Source organism: Brucella haematophila (assembly GCF_005938105.1).
In the GTDB taxonomy this organism is placed as follows: domain Bacteria; phylum Pseudomonadota; class Alphaproteobacteria; order Rhizobiales; family Rhizobiaceae; genus Brucella; species Brucella haematophila.
Map to the genome: position 1 here is coordinate 243685 of NZ_VCPE01000006.1, position 23939 is coordinate 267623.

Below are 23939 nucleotides of genomic sequence, written 5' to 3' on the forward strand. Positions count from 1 at the left end.
CTTATCCGCCAAACAGCTCGGAGAACTGCTTCTTGTCGGCATCAGTCTGATCGAGAACCTTCTGGGTGTCGATAGACATGATGTTGATCTTGGTGCCTTCCGGCAGCCAGGCAGGACGGCCAACGCCTTCCTTGGCAGGCAGATAGCCCTGATCCAGCGCCAGCTTCTGGCCGTCGTCAGAGAGGATGAAGTCAACGAACTTCTTGGCGCCATCGACATTCTTGGCAGTGGCCATGATGGCGACCGGCTCGGTCACGGCAGGCACGCCTTCCGACGGGAACACGAACTCGACCGGCGAGCCCTTGGCCTTGGCGTTGAGCGCCATGAAGTCGACGAGGATGCCATAAGGCTTTTCACCGCTGGCAACAGACTTCAGCACAGCGCCGTTGCCCTTCACGCTTGCCAGCTCATTGGTCTTGAGATTCTTGAAGTAATCCCAGCCCAGATCCTTGTTGAGCGCAAAACCGCTCAGCAGGTAAGCTGCTGCGCCCGAATAAAGCGGGCTCGGCATGACCACCTGGCCCTTATAATCAGCCTTGGCGAGATCGGCCCAATGTTCCGGCTTCTGCGATGCGCCGGTATTATAGGCAATGCCGGTGGTGATCAGCTTGGAGCCGAAATAGGTCTTGTCGGCATCATAGGCGTCGGCGGCAAAACCATCGACCTTCGCTTCAGGATAGGCGAGCAGACGCTTGTCCTTCTTCAGGCCTTCCATGGTCACCGCATCGGCGATCAGCAGCACGTCTGGCTGTGGCGCACCGGCGGAAAATTCAGCGGCAAGCTTGGTGAGGAGTTCGCTGGTGCCAGAGCGGAAAATCTGCACTTCCGTTCCCGGATTGGCCTTGCGGAAAGCCTCGACGGTTTTGGTCGCATCCGCTTCGGGCTGCGAGGTATAAAGCGTCAGCGTGTCGGCCTGTGCCACAGCGATGGATAGAGCAAGAAGCGCAGGTACGGCGACGGCCCGCTTCAGCATCTTGTTCATGGGGTTTGCTCCTCGAATTTCGGTGTAATGCTCGCCAGCATGGCCGGCAATGCCAGCGCAGCCCTGCCGCGTGCGAACTGATAGCGCGCAGATACTGTTATGGCGATAGGCACGATCATTTCCATTCATGCTGCACCTGTCAAACATCCTGCGTCGTAAATTCGAAGCGGTGGAACCGCTCCAGTTATTTGTCTTTACGCATTATCCGACGCAAAACCGCTTCGCACTTTTGCTGGAAATGCTTGGAAAGCAAAAAGCCTTCCGGCGGAATCACGTCCATCGGAAGGCTTATAAGGCATTGAATGTTTTTGCCTATCAGCGATCCGCATCCCTCCAATCTGGAGACGATGCGCATCGCAATAGAGGATTTGCGCTGCGGTTTTATGACAAGCCGCAGGGGTGCAAAAAAATCAGATTACCATTTCCGCCACATGGGCGATCTGCGCGCCCGCTTCGTAATAGGCTTCACGAACACCACGGAAATTCTGCGCCTTCGGATCGCTGACCGGCAGCGGCAGATCGTCTTCCTTGATTTCGCCCGAAACGAGCTGCGACAGGATCTTGCCAAACACGGTGCCCGGCACAATGCCACGACCATTATAGCCGGAGAAGCCGACCACATTGCGCGCCAGACGATGGAACTTCGGCAGGCTGTCATTAGTCATGCCGATTTTGCCATACCATTCCGCTTCGAACTCGACATTGCCTATCTGCGGGAACAGGCGCTTGAGCGACTTCTTCGCCCAGGCCTTGTGCACGGAAGCACCTGTATTGCGCAGGGCGCCGACGCTGCCGAACACCAGACGGCCCTGCTGGTCGAAACGGAAGGACGACAGAACTTCCTTCGTGTCCCACGCGCCCTGCCGTTCCGGCAGAATGCTCTTCTTCAGATTGTCGGAGAGCGGCGTGGTTGCAAAGTTGAAATAAGGCAGATGCACCAGTTCGGCGCGGACTTCGGCCCATGGCGCATTGGTGTAGGCATTGGTGGCAACGACCACCCAGTCCGCCGTGACCGAACCCTTGGCGGTTTTGACAGTCCACTTGCCGTTCTTTTCTTCAGCACCGACCACCGGGCTGCCGGTGAAAATCTGTGCGCCTGCGCCAACTGCCGCATGGGCCAGACCGCGCACATAGGCCAGCGGCTGGATCGTACCAGCACGCAGATCTAGCAGCGAACCCGCATAGGCCTTGGTGCCGACCTTGGCTTCGGTTTCCCTGGCGTCGAGCAGTTTCACATTGGCGCCACGACGCGCCCATTGCTCACAGCGGTCTTCCAGTTCCTTCAGGCCTTTCGCGCCAACGGCGCAATGCAGCGTGCCCTGCTTTTCGACTTCGCAGGCAATCTTGTTTTTCTCGATGATTTCGAAAACCAGCTTCGGGCCATTGCCCAGAACATCGAGCAGACGCGCACCGTATTTTTCGCCGAGAACACCCGGCAGATCATCGGGCATCACCCACATGCCGGCATTGACCAGACCGACATTGCGCCCCGAACCGCCAAAGCCGATCTCAATGCCTTCAAGGACGATCGCCTTCACGCCCTTTTCCGCCAGATGCAAAGCCGTGGAAAGACCGGAGAAACCGCCGCCCACAATCACCACGTCCGCCGTCAGGTCGCCTTGCAGCGACGTGGTCTTCGGAGCAGCCGGAGCGGTCTTTTCCCAAAGACCATGAGAGCGCGGATCGTTCAACATTGAGAGCAACCATTTCATATACTGGAAAACGGGCTATCCGCCCGACTGTATCTATTTCACGCCGCGAAAGCCGGATGGACAGCGCTAATTGCGCAACAATTCATTCCGGTTTGGAATGAACCAGTGCCGAATAGTCCGTATTGCCCACCTGCCCGGCGATCCACTGGCAGAACACCTGGGTCAGCGGATTCTCCAGTTTTCCTTCCGGCACAACGAGATAATAGTCATTCTCCGTGCGCATGGGCTTTTCGAAAAGCAGCACCAGATCGCCATCGCGCAGCTCCTGCTCGATCAGATAAAGCGGCAGAAGCGCAAAGCCGAGACCGGCCAGAGCCGCCCCGATCACCATCGAGAACTGGTCGAAACGGTGCCCCCGATAGGCTGACTGCCCCTCGACGCCGCAGCTTTCAAACCATTGCGCCCACATTTTCGGACGTGTCGCCAGATGCAGAAGCGGCTCGCTTTCAAGATCTTCCGGCGCGGCCGGGTGGCGCGCTTCCAGCAGGCGCGGGCTTGCGACGGGCACAATCACCTCGCTGCACAGAAAAGTGCAGGTTGCGTGCGCCCAGACCGGCTGCCCATAGTGAATGGCAAGATCGTGCGGCTGTTCCTCGAAATCAAAAACGCCCGAACGCGATGCCACATTGATGGCAATGCCCGGATGTTTCTCGACAAAATCGGGGATGCGCGGCATCAGCCAGCGCGTGCCGAATGTCGGCAGAGTTGCGACGCTGAACGACGATGTGGACTGCGCCGAAGCCATGGCGCGCAACATCGTATCTTCGGTCTGGTTGAGAAGACGCCGGACTTCCGGCAGAAACTTGCGCCCCGCATCGGACAGGAGAATGCGCTGGCGGATACGCTCGAACAGAAGCACGCCGAGCTGGCTTTCCAGATCCTTGATCTGACGGCTGACGGCGCTCTGGGTGAGATTGAGTTCATTGGCCGCCTGGGTGAAGCTGCCATGCCGTGCAGCACATTCAAAGGCTTGCAAAGTGGCGATGTCCGGAATCAGTCTCCTGCTTAGCTTCATTCCAATCTCGCATTAACATAGTTGCTTTCGGCGCAATCATAACCGGAAAGCGGCTGATATGATACATTTTCATCATAATCCCGTCATGTTTTCGCAATGCAGAATATGACCCCTACAAAGACGATCCAAGTTCTACGGAAGCATACGCCATGAACGCGCAGAAATTCGTATCGCCAGACGCCATTCGCTCCGCCTTTTCGGCTGCGATGTCCGGCATGTACAAGCAAGAAGTGCCTGCCTACGGCACCCTGATGGAACTCGTCGCAGATGTGAACGCCAAGGTTCTGGCGGACGATAGCCATCTGCACGAACGCCTGACGGAAACCGACTCGCTGGAGCGTATTTCCGAAGAGCGTCATGGCGCTATTCGCCTCGGCACCGCTGCTGAACTTTCCATGATGCGCCGCGTCTTCGCGGTCATGGGCATGTTCCCGGTCGGCTATTATGATCTGAGCGCCGCTGGCGTTCCCGTTCACTCCACCGCTTTTCGTCCGATTGACGATGCCGCGCTGAAGCACAATCCGTTCCGCGTCTTCACCTCGCTTTTGCGGCTCGATCTCATCGCCGACGAGAAGCTGCGGGCAGAGTCTGAAGACGTTCTGGCCAAGCGCAACATCTTCACCGCGGGCGCGGTAGTGCTCGTCGAGAAGGCAGAAGCCGAAGGCGGCCTCAATGATGCCGACGCCAAGGCTTTCGTGGCTGAAGTGCTGGAAACCTTCCGCTGGCACGATCACGCCAATGTCTCGACTGCGCTTTATCATCGCCTGCATGATGCGCATCGCCTGATTGCCGACGTTGTTTCGTTCAAGGGCCCGCACATCAACCATCTGACGCCGCGCACGCTCGACATCGACGCCGTGCAGGACCAGATGCCGGAACGCGGCATCAATCCGAAGGCTGTTGTCGAAGGCCCGCCGACCCGCAAGTGCCTGATCCTTCTGCGCCAGACCTCGTTCAAGGCGCTGGAAGAAGAAGTCTCTTTTATCGGCGGCGACGGTCAGTGGACCCCCGGCTCGCACACCGCCCGTTTCGGTGAAATTGAACAGCGCGGCATTGCGCTGACGCCAAAGGGTCGCGGCCTTTACGACAAGCTTCTCAACGACACCCGCGCCATTGCCCGTCCGGCCCCGGATGGCTCCAATGCAGGCGCTTACGTTAAGGCGCTGAGCGACACTTTCGCGGCTTTCCCGGACACATGGGCTGGCATTCGTGAAGCAGGCCTCGGCTACTTCGCCTATTCGGTCAAGGATGCCGCAAAGCTTGCAAGCTTCAAGCCGAACACCGATATCGAGCTTCTTGTAGCCGCTGGCGCGGTTCAGTTCGACCCGCTGACCTATGAAGACTTCCTGCCGGTCAGCGCTGCCGGTATATTCCAGTCCAATCTGGGCGATGACGACACGCAGGAATTCGTGGAAAGCCCGAACCAGAAGCGCTTTGAAGAAGACCTTGGCGCCAAGGTTCTCAACGAATTCGAGCATTACGCCCGTATCGAACGTGAATCCATCGAAGCCGTACAGGCCCGCCTCGGCGGCCTTGAAGCGGCAGAGTAAAGTTAAGACATAGAGAGGAAAGCTATGAACACCGCTGTCAGAAAAGTCGACGTGAAGAAGGAAGCCGCAGAGCTTCTCGCCAAGCTCGGTGTTGACGCTGCCGTTTACACCGCAGGCGACCTTGCTGGTTTCAGCCCGGTCTCGGGCGAGCAGATCGCATCCGTCAAGACCCACAGCAAGGACGACGCTGCCAAGATCATCGACAAGGGCGATGAAGCCTTTCGCGCCTGGCGCAACGTTCCGGCACCGAAGCGCGGCGAACTGATCCGTCTTCTGGGCGAAGAACTGCGCGCTTCCAAGGAAGATCTCGGCCGCCTCGTTTCGATCGAAGCTGGCAAGATCACTTCGGAAGGCCTCGGCGAAGTGCAGGAAATGATCGACATCTGCGATTTCGCTGTCGGTCTGTCGCGCCAGCTCTACGGCTTGACGATTGCAACCGAACGCGCCGGCCATCGCATGATGGAAACCTGGCATCCGCTCGGCGTTGTCGGCGTCATCTCCGCCTTCAACTTCCCTGTGGCCGTCTGGTCGTGGAACGCGGCTCTCGCCATCGTTTGCGGCAACTCGGTTGTCTGGAAGCCGTCTGAAAAGACCCTCCTCACGGCTCTCGCCTGCGATGCGATCTTCCAGCGCGCCCTCAAGCGCTTCGGCGATGCACCGGAAGGCCTCTCGCAGGTACTGCTCGGCGACCGCGAAATCGGCGAAGTCCTCGTGGACAGCCCGAAGGTTCCGGTTCTCTCGGCCACCGGCTCGACCCGCATGGGCCGCGAAGTTGGTCCGCGTCTTGCCAAGCGTTTCGCTCGCGCGATCCTCGAACTCGGCGGCAACAATGCCGGTATCGTCTGCCCGTCGGCCGATCTCGACATGGCGCTGCGCGCAATTGCTTTCGGCGCCATGGGCACCGCTGGCCAGCGCTGCACGACGCTGCGTCGCCTGTTCGTTCATGAAAGCGTTTATGACGCTCTCGTCCCGCGCCTGCAGAAGGCCTATGCCAGCGTTTCCGTCGGCTCGCCGCTTGAAACCACTGCTCTGGTCGGTCCGTTGATCGACAAGGTTGCCTTCGACAACATGCAGAAGGCCCTCAAGGAAGCTTCCGCTCACGGCGGTAAGGTTCAGGGTGGCGAGCGCGTCGATACCGGCCATGAAAACGCTTACTATGTGCGTCCGGCCATCGTCGAAATGCCGAAGCAGGAAGGCCCGGTTCTCGAAGAAACCTTCGCTCCGATCCTTTATGTGATGAAGTATTCCGACTTCGACGACGTTCTAGCGAGCCATAACGAAGTTGGCGCAGGCCTGTCGTCCTCGATCTTCACGCTGAACCTGCAGGAAGCAGAACGCTTCCTCTCGGCTGAAGGTTCGGATTGCGGCATCGCCAACGTCAATATCGGCACTTCGGGCGCCGAAATCGGCGGTGCATTCGGCGGCGAAAAGGAAACCGGCGGCGGTCGCGAATCCGGTTCGGATGCGTGGAAGGGCTATATGCGCCGCGCAACCAACACCATCAACTATTCGAAGGCTCTGCCGCTCGCACAGGGCGTTTCCTTCGACATCGACTGATCTTGAAAAAGGTCAAAAGAAAACCCCGCTCCGGCGGGGTTTTTTTATATCTGCACGTTTCACTCCGGGACTTCGCCCGAATGTCGAAGAGTTCGGTGTAACCGCTCGCTACTTAGGGAAACCGGAGCACATCCAGTGATTGCTTGTCTGCAAGCATTGTCCATCACACTTCGATTCACACTCGCTCTGCGTGGAAACAAAGTCGCCGTCTTTCAATTTGTCATCCCCCGCATACGCATGACTGACAACATTGAACGAAAGCATTGCGAAGAAAAATAGAAAATATTTTTTCATAATCCCACTCCAAATAATTTTTACAATTTACCTTTTATATTATTATCCCTCTCAATCTATTCCAACAATTCATGATCAATTATCAGATAGCAAAAAGGCGACTCAATGAGCCGCCTTTTATATTTATCCAATGGCAATATCAGCCCATGCGTTCCGAGGCGAAGGATCCAGGGCTTGCTGGGAAGACCACGGTGCGGTTGCCGTTGAGGAATGAACGGTGGTGGATATGCGCGTGGACCGCACGCGCCAGCACCTGCGCCTCGACATCGCGACCGATGGAAACATAATCGGCAGCGCTCTGCGCGTGCGTGATGCGCGCCACGTCCTGCTCGATAATCGGACCTTCGTCGAGATCGGCGGTGACGTAATGCGCCGTCGCGCCGATCAGCTTCACGCCACGCTCATAGGCCTGCTTGTAAGGGTTTGCGCCCTTGAAAGACGGCAGGAAGGAGTGGTGGATATTGATGATCTTGCCAGACATCTGCTTGCAAAGCTGGTCGGAAAGAACCTGCATATAGCGCGCCAGAACGACCAGCTCTGTGCCGGTATCGTTGACGATATCCATCAGACGCTGTTCGGCTTCGGGCTTGTTGGCCTTGGTGACGGCTACGTGATGGAACGGAATGTCGTGGTTCACCACGACCTTCTGGTAATCGAAGTGGTTCGACACGACGCCGACAATATCGATCGGCAACGCGCCGATCTTCCAGCGATAGAGCAGATCGTTGAGGCAATGGCCAAAGCGCGAGACCATCAAAAGCGTCTTGGTGCGCTTGGCGTTGTCGTGGAAATCGAAATCCATTTCAAACGGCGCTGCGACGGGCTGGAAGCCTTCGCTCAGGGTCTCGAGCGCTACGCCTTCTTCCGAAATGAAACTGACGCGCATGAAGAAACGACCCGTATCGAGATCGTCGAACTGGGCGCTATCAATGATGTTGCAACCCTTGGCCGCAAGATAACCCGAAATTGCAGCAACGATACCGCGGGTGGACTTGCAGGTGACGGTCAGGACAAAATTATGCATCGGACTTCCTCAGTTTTCGAAGGCGCAAGCCAAAGCGCGCGCCTTGAAACTAGTTCACGATGCGGTCTCCGCCATGCCAGAATGCGTAATGCACTGACCGGATTGCGCTATCAAGCAACTTTGGAAGAAAGATTGCTCTTATTTGATCAAAGATGCGGATTGCGATCCCTATACCGCGCGACCAGTTCCCGGTTCACGTCACCGGAGCCCGGCATATTGGCGCTGAGATAGACCGGAGCGGCGCCATCATCCACGAGGCGGGACGCGACATCGGCAAAGATCGCATTCAGGATCGTCACGCCAAGCGCGGTGGAAACCGGTCCCACCTTCAGGGCGCTGCCTTCCACTTCCAGCACGGCATCGCCCGCAGGCGCATCATTGTCGAGAACAACATCGGCGAGCGAAAGCAGTTGCGTGCGTCCCTTGGCAATCGCGCTGGAATAGGTGACGGAAGTGACTGCAATCACCGCCGCCCCCTTCTCGCGGGCATAGCGTGCCGCTTCGATTGGCGCGGCATTGACGCCGGAATTGGAAACGACGATCAACACGTCGCCCTCCCGAATGCCATAGCGATCGAGGATCGGCAGCACCGCGCCGTCGATCCGCTCGAAATGCGAGCTGGCAACTGCGCCATCCTGCAACATGATCGCGCCGCAGAGGATCGGCACGGTGATCGCCAGACCACCGGCGCGATAATGCAGCTCTTCCGCCATCATGTGGGAATGGCCGGTGCCGAACACATAGACCCGACGGTCAGCGCGCGCGGCGGCGGCAATCAGGTCGGCTGCCTTTTCCATCGGCCCGGCCAGGTGGTCACGCAGGCTCGTCAGACGGGCGATCAGATCGTTGAAATAGCGGTCTGTAATGGCTGTCATCTGCTTTCCCCTCACCCGGCTGCCTGTTTCACGCCGGAGCGCCAGGTTGTCTTCGCAAACAACCCGTCATCAAGATGCACCGCATCCATGCGCATGCCCGGACGCAGCAATCCGCGATCTGCAAGCCGCAAATACCGTGCCGGATAAAGGCTCGCCATGCGCAGGGCTTCGGCCAGCGTCAGCTCCAGTTCGGCCACGCCGAAGCGCACCGCCGAGGCCATATCGAGGTCGGAACCGGCAATGGTGCCATCGGACAGGATCAGCTTGGGGCAGATGCCGCCCGGCACGCGCTGCACGGCACGACCATTGATTTCGAAACTTGTCGCATTGGAGCCAACCAGCGACATCGCATCCGTCACGAAGAACAGATGGGCGTCGCCGCGCTTGGCGCGTAGCGCCAGACGCAGCGCCATCGGATCGACATGATGACCATCGGCAACGATCCCGCACCAGATATCCGGATGATCGAGCGCCGCCCCGGCAAGACCCGGCGCGCGATGGCCGATCTGGCTCATGGCGTTGAAGAGATGGGTCACGCTGCGCGCACCCGCGTCAAAGCGCTTGAAGGCTTCTTCCGCCGTCGTGTCGCTGTGGCCAATACTGACTACAACACCGGCATCACTCAAACGGCGCACCTGTTCGGGCGTGACCTGTTCGGCAGCGACGGTTACAAGCAATGTGCCAATCTGCTCCGCCGTGTGGATGTAGAGAGCGATATCAGCGTCATCGACCGGGCGCATCAGCTCGGCCAGATGCGCGCCCTTGCGCGCAGGTGCCAGATGCGGTCCTTCAAGATGCAGGCCCGCGACGCCCTTGTCAGCCTTCACTGCTTCGACTGCGGCCTCAATGGCGCGATCACGCACAAGCATGGTGTCGGTAATAAGCGTCGGCAGCAGGCTGGTCGTGCCGTATTTACGGTGACCTTCGGCAATCACGAACATGGTCTCCGGCGTCGGCTGATCATTGAGCATACGCCCGCCGCCGCCATTCACCTGTGCATCGATGAAACCCGGCGCAATGACGCCGCCCTTCAGGCGCTCGACCTGATGGGCCTCGCCAAGGGCTGCTTCCGGCACAATGGCTTCAACCTTGCCCTCGCTGAAAACAAGGGCGGACTGGTCGTGAAACCGCTCGCCGTCGAAAATCCGCGCACCGGCGATTGCTGATTTTTTCGTCATACCGTCACCGTGACCTTGTTGAGATTGCGCGGCTTGTCGGGGTCAAAACCCTTGCGGCGCGTCACCGCTTCAATGACGCGGTAGTAATTGATGAGCGAGACCAGCGGATCAAGATGCGGGCTGCCCGTGCTGGCCGATGGCAGGCGGAAGCCCGGCGTTTCGGCATCGGACAGCGTCACAATGCTCGCGCCAAAGGAATGCAGCCGCTTCAGAGCCTGAATATTGGTGTCGAAAGCCTCATCGCGCGGCAGGAAGGAGAGGATCGGGAACCCCTCCTCGACCAGTCGCATCGGACCATGCATCAGCTCGGCCAGTGAGAAAGCCTCCGCGTGGATATTGGCGGTTTCCTTGGCCTTCAGGGCAGCTTCCAGCGCAATGGCATAGGCCGTGCCGCGACCGCCCGTATAAAGCGAGCGCGCATTGAACAGAAGGGTCTCGACCGCTTCGCGCCCATCCGGGCGGGTTGCGGCAAGCGCTTCCGGCAGACGCTGCAAACCGGCGCGCACATCGGCATCGCCGCTGGCGGCAGCCACCACGCCCGAAAGGGCTGCAACGGCGGCAATGAAAGACTTTGTGGCCGCGACGCTCTTTTCCTCGCCTGCATTCAGCGCAAGAACCAGATCCGCCTCTTTGCCGAGCGGGCTGTCCACCACATTGACCACGGCAATCGTCGTCGCACCGCCCTTTTTGGCAGCCGCCTGTGCCGCCACGATGTCGGGGCTGGCGCCAGACTGCGAAACGGTGAAATGCACGCCGCCGGCAAGCTTCAGCTTCGAGCCGTAGACGGAAGCAACCGAAGGCCCGATCGAGGCGACCGGAATGCCCATGGTGATTTCCATCAGATATTTGAAGAATGTCGCCGCATGATCAGAAGAACCGCGCGCCGCCGTCGTGATGACCGCCGGTTCATTCTTCGCGAAAATCTTTGCGATCTCGGCCAGCGTACCGGCTTCCTTTTCCAGAAGCGTTGCAACCACCGCAGGCGATTGCTCGGTTTCCTGCAACATGAGGGATGGTTGGTTCACCATGATCATTCTCCAATTTTCAGTTCAGCGACGAAGTCATAGGCGTCGGCGCGATAATGCGAGCGGGTGTATTCGACGATACGGTCGTCATCGAGATGCGAGATGCGTTCAATCAGAAGCGCCGGAGCGCCGCGATGCACGCCGAGAAGACGCGCCGTGCCGGGATCAAGCGTAACGGCAGTCAGCCGCTGCAAGGCGCGCACCGGCTTGTAACCACGCCGCGCCAGCGCGCCATAAAGCGACGCTTCATCGACACGATCTGTATCCAGATAATGGCGCGGCACCACAGCGCGCTCAAAAGCCATCGGCACGCCATCGGCGAGGCGCAAACGGTCGAGCCGCACAATGGACGTATCCACGCCGACGCCCAGCCGGAAGGCTTCGTCTGGCGATGGTTTGTCGATACGGTTCGTCACCACGCGCGCGCCCGGCTCCTTGCCACGCGAAAGCATGTCTTCAGAAAACGATGTCAGCCGCCACAGATGCTGGCTGATGCGCGCTGGGCGCTCTGCAACAAATGTACCGCTGCCGCGCCGGGATTCAACCGCGCCTTGCGCCAGCAATTCCTTATAGGCATTGCGCACCGTGATGCGCCCAAGCCCAAGCTCCTCGGCCAGATCACGCTCTGGCGGCAGACCAACCGCAGGGGCCAGCTTTCCCTCTTCAATCAGTTCACCGAGAATACGCGCCAGATTGCGATAAAGCGGCCCCGTCCGCTGCGGATCATGCAGGCCGCGTTCTTCAATGGAAGTGATCAAGGTGGTTCTATTCATGACCAGCATGATAGAACCTATATAGAACCAATAGCAAGTGATGTTTTTATGAAATACGCAAGCGCCCGTTGCAGCTGACGATTTTTGCCAGCTCTTGGACACAACAGGGCTACGCCCGGCGTTACGCAGCCAAGAGACTATTCAAATTGGAAGCGGATTGGTTCTATAATTTATCGACCAGCTGGCCACCGGCGGGGCTAAGTTCATAGCGCGTGCGCTGGGTACGCGGATCGCGCTGCGTGATCACGATATAGCCGCCGTCTGCGCCAAGCAGGTTCACCTCGCGCAGCACCAGTGCATGCGCAACACCCAGCACCCGTGCGAAACTCCGGCTGTCGGACGCGACGCCCAACGCCAGCGCGGCAACAATGCCTGCGCCAAGCGAAGACAGGTCCTGTGCATGGCCGGCCAGCTTTTCGACGAGCGCCATATAGTCGGCGGCGGCTTGATCCATCAAGCGGCGACGGGCTGTACCGGACGGAACGAAACGATCACCGATTTGGAGGTCGGCGTAAAGCTCTCGTCGCCGGAGCTGCCAATCGGCACAAGCACATTCATCTCCGGATAATAGCCAGCGATACAGCCGCGCGGAATGTCATAGGGCACGAAGCGGAAGTCACGCGCGACCCGTTCCAGACCGTCGACGAAGTCGCCGACAATATCGGCGCGGTCGCCCGCCTCGACACCGATATCCGCCATATCGAGCGGATTCATGAACACGACCTGCCGCTCGCCATAGACGCCGCGATAGCGGTCATCCATGCCGTAGATGGTCGTGTTGTACTGGTCGTGGCTGCGGAAGGTCTGCAACACATAACGCCCCGGTCGCCCGCGCGCCTGCTGGTGCTCGATGGCTTCCGGCAGCGCGCCGGTCCAGAACGTAGCCTTGCCGTTTGTCGTATTCCATTCCAGTTCACGCGCCGTGTTGCGCAGATGGAAACCACGCGGCACGCGCACACGCTTGTTGAAATCGTAGAAATCGGGCAGCACCCGCGCAATGCGGTTGCGGATCAGGTCGTAATCGTCGGCCATTTCCAGCCAGTTGACAGGCTTGGGGCCGAGCGTCGCATTGGCCATGCCCGCAATGATTGCCACTTCCGACCGCAGATGCGGCGAGGCTGGCGAATTGATGCCGCCCGATCCATGCACCATGCTCATGGAATCCTCGACCGTGACGATCTGGGCCACGCCCTTGGAATTCAGGTCGATTTCGGTGCGCCCGAGACATGGCAGAATGAACGAATCCTGCCCCGGCACCAGATGCGAATGGTTGAGCTTGGTTGCGATATGCACGGTCAGACGCTGGCTCGACAGCGCTTTCGCAATGATCGGGCTGTCCGGCGTCGCGCGGGCAAAATTGCCGCCGAGGCCGATAAAGGCCTGTGCCGTGCCGTCCAGCATGGCGCCAATGGCACCGATGACATTATGGCCCGGCTCACGCGGCACATCGAAACCGAATTCCTTTTCCAGCGCATCGAGAAATGCGCGCGGCGGATTTTCGTTAATGCCAACCGTGCGGTCGCCCTGCACATTGGAATGGCCGCGCACCGGGCACAGGCCAGCGCCAGGCCTGCCGATATTGCCGCGCAACAGCATGAAATTGGTGATCTCGCGAATGGTGATCACCGAATGGCGATGCTGGGTCACACCCATGGCCCAGGTGCAGATAACGCGCTCGGCATCCATATAGATCTGCGCGGCCCGCTCCAGAGACTGCCGCAACAGCCCGGACTGATCTTCGATCTCCTCCCACGTCGTCGCATCCACGGCGGCGCGATAGGCTTCGAGTTCGGCGGTATGGGCGCTCAGAAAATCCCGGGCCAGAATGGACGGCTCACCTGCGGCGAGCGCCGCGTCATCCGCCGCGAATACCGCCTTCGCCATGCCGCGAAACGCTGCCAGATCACCGCCCAGACGCGGCTGGAAATAATCGCTGGCAATCGCTTCGCTGCCGCCATGCAGCATTTCGAGCTTGTTCTGCGGATCGGCAAAACGCTCCAGCCCGCGCTCGCGAATTGGATTGAACACCGCGATGCGCGCGCCGCGTTCGGCAGCACGACGCAGATCGCCCAGCATACGCGGATGATTGGTGCCGGGGTTTTGCCCGACGACGAAAATCGCATCGGCCTGCTCGAAATCCTCAAGCAGCACCGTGCCTTTGCCGACACCGACCGATTGTTTCAGCGCCACACCGCTGGCTTCGTGGCACATGTTGGAGCAATCGGGGAAATTATTGGTGCCATAGGCACGCACGAAAAGCTGATAGAGAAAGGCAGCCTCATTGGAGGCGCGGCCTGACGTGTAGAACTCAACCCGGTTGGGATGATCGAACGCACGCAGAAGCGCGCCGATGCGCTCCAGCGCCACATCCCATTCAACCGCCTCATATTTATCGGTCGCCGCATTATAGCGGAGCGGATGTGTCAGACGGCCGGTATTTTCCAGATCGTAATCGGTCCATTTGCGCAATTGCGAAACCGTATGGTCCCGGAAGAAAGCGGGCGTGGTGCGCCGGTCGGTCGCCTCCCAGGCCACCGCCTTGACGCCGTTTTCGCAGAATTCGAAGGACGAGCCATGTTCCGGGTCACCCCACGCGCAACCGGGACAGTCGAAACCATCAGGCTGATTGGCCTTGAGCAAGGCACGGGCGCCCGTCAGCGGCGCACCGCTGGCCAGAAGCTGCTTGCCGCAGCTTTTCAGAGCCCCCCAGCCACCGGCAGCACTTGAGCTTTTGCCAATAAAGCCGGTTTTGGAACCCTTGCCATCCTTGCTCATGTCTCAATCCTTGTTCCACTGCGAACGTATTATGGAGACCATTAGCATAAGCAAAATAGCCCCGCCCTTCAATTGACGACCAGTTGATGTCGGTGTTTTGTAGCTTCGCACTTGATTTCAGTCGCGCGATCCTTCATGCGAGTGGTCAAGAAAACTTACCACAAGGGGCAAGAGTAATGTCCAACATCGTTGAAATCGCCGATCTGAAGCGGCTCGCCCAGCGCCGCGTCCCGAAAATGTTTTTCGATTATGCGGATTCGGGCGCTTGGACTGAGTCGACCTATCGTGCCAACGAAGATGACTTCAAGAAGATCAAGCTGCGTCAGCGCGTGCTGGTCGACATGACCAACCGTTCGCTCGCAACGACCATGATCGGTCAGGATGTGGCCATGCCGGTCGCACTTGCACCGACCGGTCTCACCGGCATGCAGCACGCCGATGGCGAAATGCTGGCCGCACAGGCTGCTGAGGCTTTCGGCGTGCCCTTCACGCTCTCCACGATGAGCATCTGCTCCATCGAGGATGTTGCCTCGGTGACGAAGAAGCCGTTCTGGTTCCAGCTTTATGTGATGAAGGACCGCGACTTTGTGAAGAATCTGATTGGCCGCGCCAAGGCCGCAGGCTGCTCGGCTCTCGTGCTGACGCTCGACCTGCAAATCCTCGGCCAGCGCCACAAGGATATCCGCAACGGTCTGTCCGCCCCGCCAAAGTTCACCCCGAAGCATATCTGGCAGATGGCGACCCGTCCCGGCTGGTGCCTCGGCATGATGGGCACGCAGCGCCGCACCTTCCGCAACATTGCCGGCCACGCCAAGAACGTGACCGACCTGTCCTCGCTTTCCTCCTGGACTGCGGAACAGTTCGACCCGCAGATGAACTGGAACGATGTGGCCTGGATCAAGGAACAATGGGGCGGCAAGCTGATCCTCAAGGGTATCCTTGATGTTGAAGACGCGAAGATGGCCGCCAAGACCGGCGCCGATGCCATCATCGTCTCCAACCATGGCGGTCGCCAGCTCGACGGCGCACCTTCGTCCATTTCCATGCTGAAGCCGATTGTCGACGCCGTTGGCGATCAGATCGAAGTGCATGTCGATGGCGGCATCCGCTCCGGTCAGGACGTGCTGAAGGCCCGCGCGCTCGGCGCACAGGGCGTCTTCATCGGTCGCCCCTTCCTCTATGGCCTCGGCGCCATGGGCAAGGAAGGCGTCTCGCTGGCGCTTGAGATTATCCGCAAGGAACTCGACGTCACCATGGCGCTATGCGGCAAGCGCGATATCAACACGATCGACGCATCGGTCCTGCATTCGGTCAATTTTTAAGCGACCACGCTTCCTTTTCCCTCACCCTGAAGAGCCTCTCCTGAGCCTGTCGAAGGAGAGCGTCTCGAAGGGCGAGGGAAAACAGCCACAACGCCTGCCCTCGTCCTTCGACTCGGTGCTTCGCACCGGCTCAGGATGAGGGAGAGGCGTAGCGGCTACATCAAGCGCCCTATCCCCGCACTGTCGGCGCTTTCGAGAGCAGCACCGTGCGAATGGCGAAGCTGGAATGGATGCGCGCCACGCCCGGCAGGCGCGACAGGATTTCCTTGTGAATGATTTCATAAGCCGCAGCGTTTTCAGCTTCGACGCGCAGAATGTAATCCGCATCCCCCGTCATCAGATAGCATTCCTGCACTTCCGGGTGTCGCCGCACGGCTTCTTCAAAGCGGTTGAGATATTCTTCCGTCTGCCGGTCGAGCGTTATGCGCACAATGGCGACCAGTCGCTCGTCACCGCCCGATGAGCCGACGATGGCCGTATAGCCACGGATGACGCCGCCTTCCTCCAAAATCTGCACCCTTCGCAGACAGGCGGACTGGGACAGCCCCACTTCGGCGGCAAGCTGGCTGTTGGTCATGCGCCCGTCGCGGCGCAGACAACGAATGATGTTCCGGTCTATACTGTCGAGTGTCGCCATGCATATTCTTCGAATGAAAAGCTAAAACGTGCGCAGGATGTGCCAAAATTCGCATAATCTGCGACAGATAGCAAAAACATTCGAATAGTCTTCGATTAATATATCTCGATGCCCGTTAGGATGCGGCAACGCATCCGACGGATAAGGGGCAATAAGAATTGCGCAATGGATATGGTTGATATGTCGATGCATTTTTCGAAAGAGCAAAGCGATCTCGCCGCTGGCGGCGTGTTGACCATCGATCTTGCGGCGTTGCGGCACAATTATTCCGCCGTTGCGCGGCATATCGCGCCGACCCGCGCGGCAGCGGTCGTCAAGGCCGATGCCTATGGCCTTGGCGCACAGCGCGTTGCACCCGCCTTTTATGAAGCGGGCTGCCGCGACTTCTTCGTGGCGCATCTGGGTGAAGCCATCGCGCTGCGGCCTGCACTCAACGCCGATGCGACGCTTTACGTGCTGAACGGCCTGCAACCCGGCACCGAAGCCGCCTGCGCCCGCGAGGGCATTGTGCCGGTGCTCAATTCGCTGGAACAGGTTGAAAACTGGGCCAATCTGGCGGCCAGCAGCGGCAAGAAACTGCCAGCGCTCCTGCAAGTCGATACCGGCATGTCGCGCCTCGGCCTTTCAGCCAAGGAACTGGACCGGCTGGCCGACAATCTTTCGCTGCTCGACGGCATTGATGTGCGGTTCATCATCAGCCATCTGGCGAGCGGCGATGAACCGGCAAACCCGGCCAATGCGAGCCAGCTTGCCGCCATGCGCGCCGCACTGGCGCGTCTACCGAAACTGCCCGTCGCCTTTGCGAATTCGGGCGGCAGCTTCCTTGAAAAATCCTATCATTTCGACCTCGCACGCCCCGGCGTCGCGCTTTATGGCGTCGATCCGGCCACGGAGCACGAGGCGGAAAACCGGATCGTTCCGGTGCTGACGCTTTCAGCCCGCGTCATTCAGGTGCGCGACGTGGAAAAGGGTGCGGCCATCGGTTATGGCGGCACCTATATCGCCAAAGGCCCCATGCGGATCGCCACCATTGCAGTGGGCTATGCCGATGGCTGGTTCCGCGCACTCAGCAACAAGGGTTCGGCCTTTTATGGCGATACCCGCCTGCCCATCGTCGGGCGCGTTTCGATGGATTCCATCACGCTTGATGTCAGCGCTCTGCCGGAAGGCACACTCAAGCTTGGCAGTCTCGTGGAACTGATCGGCCCGCATCAGCGTCTGGAAGACGTGGCGAGCGAATGTGACACGATCCCTTATGAAATTCTGACAGCGCTCGGCAACCGCTATGCCCGTATTTACGTGGATAGCGCGCGTTCGAGCCAAAATGCATAACAAAAAAGAGGCGAACATGCAGATTACCGTACTCGGCAGCGGCGTCATCGGCGTCACAACGGCTTACTATCTGGCCAAGCTTGGCCATGAAGTGACGGTCATCGACCGCGAGGAAGGTCCGGCGCTGGAAACCAGCTTCGCCAATGCCGGTCAGGTTTCGCCCGGCTATGCCTCGCCATGGGCGGCTCCCGGCATTCCGCTGAAAGCGGCAAAGTGGCTGTTCCAGAAGCATGCGCCGCTCATCATCCGCCCGACATCCGATCCCAAGCAGTATGTCTGGCTGATGCAGATGCTCGCCAACTGCACGGACAGCCGTTACAAGGTCAACAAGACCCGTATGGTGCGCGTGGCGGAATATAGCCGCGATGTTCTTGTCGAGCTCCGCAAGGATACCGGCATCGAATATGACCAGCGCATGCAGGGCACGTTGCAGCTCTTCCGCGAGCAATATCAGCTTGATGGCATCGGCAAGGATATCGAAGTGCTGCGTCAGGACGGCGTGCCGTTCGAAGTGCTCGACCGTGACGACTGCGCCAAGATTGAACCGGCTCTGGCTCGCGTGAAGGACAAGTTTGTCGGCGGCCTGCGCCTGCCCCATGACGAAACCGGCGATTGCTTCAAGTTCACCAATGCGCTGGCCAAGATCGCCGAAGGCATGGGCGTCAAGTTCCGCTTCGGCGTGAATATCAAGTCGCTGGTTCTGTCCGGCGGTCGCGTTTCCGGTGTGGAAACGTCAGACGGCATTCTCACGGCAGACCGTTATGTGGTCGCGCTCGGAAGCTATACGCCTGCGCTCGTGAAGTCGCTTGGCCTCAATGCACCGATCTATCCGGTGAAGGGCTATTCGATCACGGCACCGATCATCGACGAAGCCCGCGCACCGGTCTCGACGGTTCTGGATGAAAGCTACAAGATCGCCATCACCCGCCTCGGCGACCGTATCCGCGTCGGCGGCATGGCGGAAGTGTCCGGCTTCACCAAGGATCTGCCGGCGGCCCGCCGTGCAACGCTTGACCTGTCGGTCAGCGATCTGTTCCCGGGCGGCGACCTCAAGGCCGCGACCTTCTGGTCGGGTCTGCGCCCGATGACACCGGATTCCACGCCGATCATCGGCGGAACCCGTTACGACAATGTGTTCATCAATGCCGGACACGGTACGCTGGGCTGGACCATGTCCTGCGGCTCCGGCAAGCTTCTGGCCGATCTGGTCAGCGGCAACAAGCCGGATATCCGCGCCGACGATCTCGGCATCTCGCGCTACAATTAAAAAGACACCGCCTGCGCGCCATTGTGTTTCTCCGCATTTCCGAACGCATCGAAGCGGGATCAGAAATCAGTCCAGTGGACTGATTTCCCCGCGTAGGCGCTTCGCACTTTTGCTGGAAATGACTTTCTTCCTCCGCATTTCCGAACGCAAAACCGCTTCGCACTTTTGCTGGAAATGCTTTAGAAACTCGGCGGCGTGCAGGCGCTGACGACCTCGCAGGCTGTCGGCCCGATGCAGCGAAAGCGATGCGGCAGTTTTGAGGAAAAATAATAGGCGTCTCCCGGCCCCAATATGCGCCGGTCGCTGCCGACTGTCACCTCGATGCGTCCCGATATGACAATGCCGCCCTCCTCGCCCTCATGCATGAGCAGCACCTTGCCCGTGTCGGAGCCCGGCTCATAGCGCTCCTTCAATATCTGCAACGAGCGCGCAAAAAGATGGTCGCCCACCTGCCGGTAGGAAATGGGGCCTTTGCCGATTTCCACCAGCTCTTCCGCCTGATAGAATACCTTGTGCGGCGTATCCGGCTCCAGCGCGAAAAACTCGGCCATGCCGATCGGAATTCCATCGAGAATACGCTTGAGAGCGCCGACCGACGGATTGGACTGATTGGCCTCGATCAGCGATATGGTCGAGTTGGTCACACCAGCCCGTTTGGCAAGCTCGCGCTGCGACAGATTCTGCCGCATGCGCACATAGCGCAACCTTCCGCCGATATCGATGCTCATTGGGCATTCCCCTTCTGTTTATGATGTTCGATATAGCACAACTTTTTATTCCAAGTCACATGATTTCAATGGGTTAAACTCTTGAAGAAAAGGGCTTGTTGCCCTTCGCAAAGCGTGTCCTGTTGGCTTAAAATAGGAGGTTACCATGCTCACCAAAACCAACGCGCCCAGTCTTGAAAACTTCTGGATGCCGTTCACCGCAAACCGGCAGTTCAAGGCCGCTCCGCGCCTGCTCGCCAGCGCATCGGGTATGTATTACACCGACACTGACGGCCATCAGGTTCTCGACGGGACGGCTGGTCTGTGGTGCTGCAATGCCGGCCATGGCCGCAAGCGGATTACCGAAGCCGTTGAGCGCCAGATTTCCACGATGGACTTCGCGCCCACCTTCCAGATGGGCCACAATATTGCATTCGATTTCGCCGAAAAGCTCGCTGCCATCGCGCCGGGTGGCCCGGCTGCGCAGCTCGACCGCGTGTTCTTCACCAATTCCGGTTCGGAATCGGTCGATACGGCACTGAAGATCGCCATCGCCTATCAGCGCGCAATCGGTCAGGGCACCCGCACCATGGTGCTGGGTCGCGAAAAGGGCTATCACGGCGTTGGTTTCGGCGGCATTTCGGTTGGCGGTCTGGTCAACAATCGCCGCGTCTTCCCGCAGATCCCTGCCGACCATATGCGCCACACGCTCGACATCGAGCGCAATGCCTTCTCGAAAGGCCTGCCTGCACATGGCATCGAGCTGGCGGATGATCTGGAACGTCTGGTTCAGCTGCACGGCGCTGAAAAGATCGCCGCTGTCATCATCGAGCCGATGTCCGGTTCGGCTGGCGTCGTCCTGCCGCCGAAGGGCTATCTGGAGCGCATCCGCGCCACCGCTGACAAATACGGCATCCTGCTGATCTTCGACGAAGTCATCACCGGTTTCGGTCGTCTCGGCACGCCGTTTGCTGTCGACTATTTCGGCGTGGTTCCAGACCTCGTCACCACCGCCAAGGGCCTGACCAACGGCGCTATTCCGATGGGCGCTGTCTTTGCCGCGCGCAAGGTCTATGACGGCCTGATGAACGGCCCGGAAAACGCAATCGAGCTTTTCCACGGCTACACCTATTCCGGCCATCCGGTCGCCTGTGCCGCTGGCCTTGCAACACTGGAAGTCTACGCCGAAGAAGGCCTGCTGACCCGTGGCGCGCAGCTTGCCGATCATTGGCAGGAAGCGCTGCATTCGCTGAAAGATGCGCCGAATGTCGTCGACATCCGCAATCTCGGTCTGGTCGGCGCCATCGAGCTTTCGTCGCGTAAGGATGCACCGGGCGCACGCGCCTATGACGTCTTCGTGGATTGCTTCAAGAAGGGCCTGCTGATCCGCGTCACCGGCGATGTGATTGCACTGTCGCCACCGCTGATCGTGGAAAAGGAACAGATCGACACGATCGTTTCGGTCATCCGTGACGCCCTGAAGCGCGCCGCATAAAACTTCCAACCAATGCGCGGTGTGATCACCACCCAGATCATACCGCCACTTGGCCGCCGCTCCCATTGCGGCGGCTTTTTTCTTGGAGCATTTCCAGCAAAAGTGCGAAGCGTCTACGCAGGGAAATCAGTCCACTGGACTGATTTCTGATCCTGCTTCGATGCGTAGGATAATGCGTGAAAACAAATGGATAGAGCGGTTCCGACGATTCTGTTAAAATAGGAACCGCTCTAGCGAGGTCAGCCTTGCGACGGTGTAAATTTCGCCACCAGCGCGTGGCTGTCACCGGGATAGGTGAAGCGCACATGCGTCACCGGCAGATCGGCATTCCAGGTCTGACGTTCAACGACCAGACAGGGCGAACCCGGCGCAATATCGAGCAATGCAGCATTTTCCGGCGTCGCCGCTGTGGCGCGAATGGAGTGCTGCGCGCTGCTCCACGGCACGCAAGCCACGAGCCACGGACCGGGCGAATGTTCGGAAAAATCCGCCGCAGCCGCATCCGGCACCGCGTCCAGATTGATGATACGTTCTTCCAGCGCGAAAACCCGCTGTCCGGCATGATGACGGCAGACCAGATCGATGATCTGCGTGTGGCGCGGAATATCGATCTTCTGCGCATCGGCTGGCCCGCTCAGACGGTCCCAGCGCTTAAGCAGTTCGAACCTGTACGGCGCGCCGAGCGCCGCGACCTCATCGCGAATATCATGAATTTCGAGAATGGCGGCCTGCGACCGCGGGAAGGAAACGAAGCTGCCGGACTTGCGCTTGCGCTCGATCAGGCCAGCCTTGGCAAGCTGGGTCAGCGCCTTGTTCACCGTCATGCGCGAACAGCCATATTGTTCGGTCAGCTCGTGCTCGAACGGGATACGGTGGCCGGGCGCCCATTCCCCCGACAGGATGCGCGATTCAATATCGTCCAAAATACGCTGATGCAGTGAAAGCACCGGACCGTCTTTTGCCGCTGAATCGTCATCCGCCATGCCACGTCCCCTTTGTTTTCCCGCTTTTGCCGGAAATGCGTCAGGCAAGCAACTCGCCTATCGCCTTCTGGAAAGCACGCTCGGCCTGATCGCGCAAGCGGTGACGTCCGCCCTCCACCTGTTTCACGCCGCGTACCCACACATCACTGACCTGCGCACGCCCGGCAAAAATCCAGCCATCCAGTACGGCATCACCCTTGGCGTGCGGCAAACGTCCGGTATCCAGCGCGACAAAATCCGCCGAAGCGCCAAGCTTCAATCCGTCATCGGCGCGACCCATCGCGATGTTGCCGCCGCGCACCGCACCATCAAACAGGGCGCGACCCGTGGAAGCTTCACTCTCGGCCAGTACATTGCGGGCGCGATGATGGAGGCGCTGCGAATATTCCAGCTGGCGCAATTCATCGCCAATGCCGATCAGCACATTGGAATCTGAGCCGACACCGAACTTGCCGCCCGCCTCCGCAAACACCGTTGCATTGAAGGTTCCGTCGCCGAGATTGGCTTCCGTCACGGGGCAGAGACCGGCAATCGCACCGGCCTTGGCCATGCGTCGGGTTTCGTCATCGGTCATATGGGTCGCGTGGATCAGGCACCAGCGCGAGGACAGGTCCTGATTATCGAGAAGCCACTCGACCGGACGCTTGCCCGACCAGGCGATGCTGTCTTCCACTTCCTTCACCTGCTCGGCCACATGGATATGCACTGGCGTCTCATGCAGAAGCTTCGTCACCAGATTGAGTTCATCCGGCGTCACGGCGCGCAGGCTGTGCGGTGCAACGCCTAAAACCGCGCCGTCGAAACCCGACAGCGCCTGTTTGCAGCCCTCGATCAGCCGCGCAAAGCGGTCCGGATCGTTGATGAAGCGGCGCTGGCCTCCATTGGGCGCGCTGCCGCCGAAACCCGAATGCGCATAGAAAACCGGAAGCAGCGTCAGGCCGATGCCCGCCGCCTTTGCGGCAGCGACAATGCGGTCGGCCATTTCGGAGAGATTGGCATAGGGCGTACCGTCGCGGTCATGATGCAGATAATGAAACTCGCCGACGCGGGTGAACCCCGCCTCCAGCATGTCGACATAAAGCCGCAGCGCCACGGCTTCCGCCTGTTCGGGCGACATGGTGAGCGCGAATTTGTACATGATCTCGCGCCAGCTCCAGAACGAATCGGCAGACGGTCCGCGCTTTTCCGCAAGCCCCGCCATCCCATACTGGAACGCATGGCTGTGCAGGTTCGGCACGCCTGCGACAATCGCCGCGTGGCGTTCATCCCCTGCCCCGGCAGCCTTATCCACTTCAAGAGAAGCGATCTTTCCGCCAGCGATGCCAATGCGGACATTTCCCGCCCAACCATTGTCGAGAAGCGCCTGACCGGCATGGATAAAACGCTGTTCGGGCGTAGCAGCTGACATGGATCGGTTCTCCTCGAATGTTCCCGCG

General features: G+C 59.3%; 21 protein-coding genes. 6 read left to right on the plus strand and 15 right to left on the minus strand.

Translation table 11 applies throughout. From position 1 onward, the window contains the following. Position 1: 1 nt before the first annotated feature. The 4 genes from FGI60_RS12250 to FGI60_RS12265 form a co-directional block, all read right to left on the minus strand. On the minus strand, positions 2-982 hold the full coding sequence (locus FGI60_RS12250; protein WP_138785406.1) for an ABC transporter substrate-binding protein: 981 nt from the start codon (positions 980-982) through the stop codon (positions 2-4). After that, positions 979-1107: a hypothetical protein gene (locus tag FGI60_RS26665; RefSeq protein ID WP_268898820.1), complete on the minus strand. Its 129-nt coding sequence runs from the start codon at positions 1105-1107 to the stop codon at positions 979-981. Before FGI60_RS26665 ends, FGI60_RS12250 begins: the two co-directional genes overlap by 4 nt. 285 nt (positions 1108-1392) lie before the next feature. Further along, positions 1393-2676 carry an NAD(P)/FAD-dependent oxidoreductase gene (locus tag FGI60_RS12260; protein WP_138785408.1) on the minus strand — a complete coding sequence of 428 codons (1284 nt, stop codon included), beginning with the start codon at positions 2674-2676 and terminating at the stop codon, positions 1393-1395. A 100-nt stretch (positions 2677-2776) separates the two neighbouring features. Further along, positions 2777-3709, minus strand: a complete 933-nt coding sequence (locus FGI60_RS12265) for a LysR family transcriptional regulator (protein WP_113533836.1) — start codon at positions 3707-3709, stop codon at positions 2777-2779. A gap of 149 nt (positions 3710-3858) precedes the next feature. Here FGI60_RS12265 and hglS point away from each other — a divergent pair, with 149 nt between their 5' ends. Further along, positions 3859-5259, plus strand: coding sequence for a 2-oxoadipate dioxygenase/decarboxylase HglS (gene hglS, locus FGI60_RS12270; RefSeq protein WP_138785409.1), 1401 nt, complete (start codon positions 3859-3861; stop codon positions 5257-5259). Between the two features lie 24 nt (positions 5260-5283). Continuing rightward, positions 5284-6816: an L-piperidine-6-carboxylate dehydrogenase gene (amaB, locus tag FGI60_RS12275; RefSeq protein ID WP_138785410.1), complete on the plus strand. Its 1533-nt coding sequence runs from the start codon at positions 5284-5286 to the stop codon at positions 6814-6816. A gap of 433 nt (positions 6817-7249) precedes the next feature. Here the strand turns inward: amaB and purU are convergent, their stop codons facing one another. From purU to FGI60_RS12310, 7 genes are all read right to left on the minus strand, one after another. After that, positions 7250-8134, minus strand: coding sequence for a formyltetrahydrofolate deformylase (gene purU / locus FGI60_RS12280; protein ID WP_078338824.1), 885 nt, complete (start codon positions 8132-8134; stop codon positions 7250-7252). 146 nt (positions 8135-8280) lie between these two features. Next, on the minus strand, positions 8281-9009 hold the full coding sequence (locus tag FGI60_RS12285) for an SIS domain-containing protein (RefSeq protein WP_138785411.1): 729 nt from the start codon (positions 9007-9009) through the stop codon (positions 8281-8283). 11 nt (positions 9010-9020) lie between these two features. Then, the gene (gene nagA, locus FGI60_RS12290; protein WP_138785412.1) at positions 9021-10187 is read right to left on the minus strand and encodes an N-acetylglucosamine-6-phosphate deacetylase; all 1167 of its coding nucleotides are present in this window, start codon (positions 10185-10187) and stop codon (positions 9021-9023) included. Then, the gene (locus tag FGI60_RS12295) at positions 10184-11212 is read right to left on the minus strand and encodes an SIS domain-containing protein (RefSeq protein ID WP_171058763.1); all 1029 of its coding nucleotides are present in this window, start codon (positions 11210-11212) and stop codon (positions 10184-10186) included. Before FGI60_RS12295 ends, nagA begins: the two co-directional genes overlap by 4 nt. Before the next feature lie 5 nt (positions 11213-11217). Then, positions 11218-11985 (minus strand): GntR family transcriptional regulator, encoded by a 768-nt coding sequence (locus tag FGI60_RS12300; protein WP_078338879.1) that lies wholly within the window; start codon positions 11983-11985, stop codon positions 11218-11220. Between the two features lie 163 nt (positions 11986-12148). Beyond that, complete coding sequence (locus tag FGI60_RS12305) at positions 12149-12442, minus strand: hypothetical protein (protein WP_138785414.1); 294 nt, start codon at positions 12440-12442, stop codon at positions 12149-12151. Further along, positions 12439-14760 (minus strand): FdhF/YdeP family oxidoreductase, encoded by a 2322-nt coding sequence (locus tag FGI60_RS12310; RefSeq protein WP_138785415.1) that lies wholly within the window; start codon positions 14758-14760, stop codon positions 12439-12441. Before FGI60_RS12310 ends, FGI60_RS12305 begins: the two co-directional genes overlap by 4 nt. A gap of 176 nt (positions 14761-14936) precedes the next feature. Here FGI60_RS12310 and FGI60_RS12315 point away from each other — a divergent pair, with 176 nt between their 5' ends. Further along, the gene (locus tag FGI60_RS12315) at positions 14937-16082 is read left to right on the plus strand and encodes an alpha-hydroxy acid oxidase (protein ID WP_078338829.1); all 1146 of its coding nucleotides are present in this window, start codon (positions 14937-14939) and stop codon (positions 16080-16082) included. Between the two features lie 169 nt (positions 16083-16251). On the opposite strand, the gene FGI60_RS12320 is transcribed toward FGI60_RS12315, so the two are convergent. Beyond that, positions 16252-16719, minus strand: coding sequence for an Lrp/AsnC family transcriptional regulator (locus FGI60_RS12320; RefSeq protein WP_138785416.1), 468 nt, complete (start codon positions 16717-16719; stop codon positions 16252-16254). Positions 16720-16890: 171 nt separating this feature from the next. Here FGI60_RS12320 and alr point away from each other — a divergent pair, with 171 nt between their 5' ends. Together alr and FGI60_RS12330 are read left to right on the plus strand one after the other, a co-directional pair. Then, the gene (gene alr, locus FGI60_RS12325; protein WP_138785456.1) at positions 16891-18051 is read left to right on the plus strand and encodes an alanine racemase; all 1161 of its coding nucleotides are present in this window, start codon (positions 16891-16893) and stop codon (positions 18049-18051) included. 16 nt (positions 18052-18067) lie between these two features. Continuing rightward, a complete protein-coding gene (locus tag FGI60_RS12330; protein WP_138785417.1) occupies positions 18068-19318 on the plus strand; it encodes a D-amino acid dehydrogenase in 1251 nt (416 codons plus the stop codon). 179 nt (positions 19319-19497) lie between these two features. Here FGI60_RS12330 and FGI60_RS12335 read toward each other — a convergent pair whose 3' ends face one another. Next, a complete protein-coding gene (locus FGI60_RS12335; protein WP_078338831.1) occupies positions 19498-20046 on the minus strand; it encodes a cupin domain-containing protein in 549 nt (182 codons plus the stop codon). 145 nt (positions 20047-20191) lie between these two features. Between FGI60_RS12335 and FGI60_RS12340 the strand changes: the two genes are divergently transcribed. Continuing rightward, positions 20192-21520 carry an aspartate aminotransferase family protein gene (locus FGI60_RS12340; RefSeq protein WP_138785418.1) on the plus strand — a complete coding sequence of 443 codons (1329 nt, stop codon included), beginning with the start codon at positions 20192-20194 and terminating at the stop codon, positions 21518-21520. Positions 21521-21759: 239 nt separating this feature from the next. Here the strand turns inward: FGI60_RS12340 and hutC are convergent, their stop codons facing one another. Continuing rightward, on the minus strand, positions 21760-22503 hold the full coding sequence (gene hutC, locus FGI60_RS12350) for a histidine utilization repressor (RefSeq protein ID WP_138785419.1): 744 nt from the start codon (positions 22501-22503) through the stop codon (positions 21760-21762). A gap of 40 nt (positions 22504-22543) precedes the next feature. After that, positions 22544-23911 carry a formimidoylglutamate deiminase gene (locus tag FGI60_RS12355; RefSeq protein ID WP_138785420.1) on the minus strand — a complete coding sequence of 456 codons (1368 nt, stop codon included), beginning with the start codon at positions 23909-23911 and terminating at the stop codon, positions 22544-22546. Positions 23912-23939 lie beyond the last annotated feature (28 nt).